General features: G+C 37.6%; 1 protein-coding gene. It reads right to left on the bottom strand.

Translation table 11 applies throughout. The features are described from left to right. Positions 1 to 42: 42 nt before the first annotated feature. A protein-coding gene (locus H9629_RS15255; protein ID WP_085940850.1) for an IS3-like element ISAba21 family transposase occupies positions 43 to 1,208 on the bottom strand; the annotation gives its coding sequence in 2 pieces (ribosomal slippage) (positions 43 to 950 and positions 950 to 1,208; 1,167 coding nt in all). Between the last annotated feature and the right edge of the window lie 52 nt (positions 1,209 to 1,260).

Genomic DNA, 1,260 nt, shown 5'->3' with positions numbered 1-1,260 from the left:
TGATATGTGCTGAATTAGCAGGAGACTTTCACTTGGGATATGCTAGGCAGCTAACCGATAAAAGTTCTCTGCTATTTGATTTGGCGTTTTAAAATCCAGACTCTTTTGAATTCTTCGCTGATTATAAAATAACACAATGTATTTTGTAATATCTGCTTTAGCTTCATCTCTGGTTTTATAGTTGCAATGATGCACTAATTCATTCTTGAGTATGCCCCAGAAACTTTCAATCGGTGCATTATCGTAACAGTCCCCACGTTTGCTCATTGAACCTTGAAAATCACATTTTTCCAGTATCTTTCGATATTCATGGCTGCAATATTGGCTGCCTCTGTCCGAATGAACAATTAAGCCTTTCGTTGGTTTTTGATTACGAATCGCCATAGTCAGTGCATTGCAAACAAGTTGTGCGGTCATACGCTCATTTAAGCTATAGCCAACCACTTGTTTCGTGTACAGGTCTTTTACTGCTGCCAAGTATAACCAACCTTCAGCAGTCCAAATGTATGTAATATCGCTTGACCATGCAAGATTGGGCTTAGTCATTGAAAACTGTTGCTCTAGTAAATTTGCGTAGATCGCTCGATTATGATCACTCTTCGTAGTTCTTTTGAAACGCTTATGACGCTTACAATACAGCTGGTTGAGCTTTTTTATTTGACGTACAGCATACGTACTGATTTTGATACCTTGCGCTTGTAAATGCTTAGTTAATCGAATATAGCCATAGCTTTGTTTAGTTTCCTCATGAGCTATTTTGACCAAAATTGTCTGTTGATTTCGCTGAACCAATCTTTTATTCATGCCTCGTTTTAGCCAATCATAAAATCGTGACACTGAAACATGAAGTAATCTAGCCATAAAGCTAATCGGGAATAAATGTCTTTGCTGTTTCATATAGGCGTACCTTACTGACTTTCTTTCGCAAAGTACGCTGCTGCCTTTTTTAGAAATTCACGTTCCATTTCAGCTGTTTTGAGCTGTTGTTTGAGCTTTTTATTTTCTTCGAGTAAGGCATTTAGATCAGGTGAATATTGTTTAGTGCCTGCTAAGGTGCCAGTCTTTGCTTTATTATTCCAATTTGAAAGAGTTTGCATTGAAATGCCAAGTTGTCTGGCTGTTTCCGATACATTGCCTTGATTGGCTTCAATCAATTTTATTGCTTCAACTTTAAATTCTGCGGTGTAAGTCTTCTGTTTCTTGCTCATGGTAAACTCCTGATGAGTGTCTATAGTTTACCAAGTTAAAACCTCCTGTTTT

This window comes from Acinetobacter pecorum, from assembly GCF_014837015.1.
In the GTDB taxonomy this organism is placed as follows: domain Bacteria; phylum Pseudomonadota; class Gammaproteobacteria; order Pseudomonadales; family Moraxellaceae; genus Acinetobacter; species Acinetobacter pecorum.
This window is presented reverse-complemented; position numbering and strand designations above follow the sequence as displayed.